Annotated in this window: 1 protein-coding gene; it reads left to right on the top strand. The window is 56.7% G+C overall.

Features of this window, described 5'->3' with window-relative positions; genetic code table 11:
* The coding region (locus tag EXW71_RS28655; protein WP_372241351.1) for an immunoglobulin-like domain-containing protein at window positions 1–1,043 on the top strand (1,043 nt) is incomplete at both ends.

The following is a 1,043-nucleotide window of genomic DNA, read 5'->3' as shown; positions in this document are numbered from 1 at the left end:
GCCACGCTTTCCAATAAAGCGGGCACCGACGTCACGCTGAAGTTGGATAACGGCTCGTCCATCACCATCAAGGCGGGTGACACAGTCGGCACCGTGACCGTCCCGGCGCCAAGTGATGATGTGTTCATCGACAAGAGCACCCAGACCGTCAAGATCACCGACGCTACTGGCGGCAACTTCGAAAAACTGGAAGTTGCAGGCAACGGCGCAACCACCACGATCAACGACACCATCGACAGGGTCGATGTGGTACTGACTGCCACAAACAGCGTTGGCGAAGGCGGCAACATCGTTTACACCGCCAACCTTGTGGATAAAAACGGCGCACCGGTGACTAACATCACCAACCCGCTGACCGTCACCCTGGATAACGGCCAGACCATCACTATCGGAGTGAACCAGTCCAGCGGTTCTGTCTCGGTAGTCGCTCCAAACGACGTATACAAAGGCGACCAGACTGTCACCACCGCTATCAAAGGTGTGACTGGTGGAGAGCATTTCGAGAACCTGGTGCCAGGCACTACGCCGGTGAACACCATCGTTACCGACACACCGGGTACTGCTGACACCACCACCGTGACTCTGACGGCTCCGTCGGCGGTCAACGAAGGTGGGCAAATCACTTACACCGCCACCTTGAGCAACAAGGCCGGCACCGACGTCACTCTTAAACTCGACAATGGCTCGTCCATCACCATCAAGGCTGGCGACACCGTCGGCACCGTGACTGTCCCGGCGCCAAACGATGATGTGTTCATTGATAAGAGCACGCAGACCGTCAAGATCACTGACGCTACTGGCGGTAACTTCGAGAAATTGGAAGTTGCGGGCAACGGTGCGACTACCACGATCAACGACACTATCGACAAGGTCGATGTGGTTCTGACCGCGACTAACACCGTGGGCGAAGGCGGCAACATCGTTTACACCGCGTCTCTGGTTGATAAGTCGGGCAATGCGGTGACTAACATCACCAACCCGCTGACCGTCACTTTGGACAATGGCCAAACCATCACCATTGGCGTGAACCAGTCGAGCGGCAG

This window comes from Pseudomonas sp. BCA17, from assembly GCF_004519405.1.
Lineage (GTDB): Bacteria > Pseudomonadota > Gammaproteobacteria > Pseudomonadales > Pseudomonadaceae > Aquipseudomonas.
This window is presented reverse-complemented; position numbering and strand designations above follow the sequence as displayed.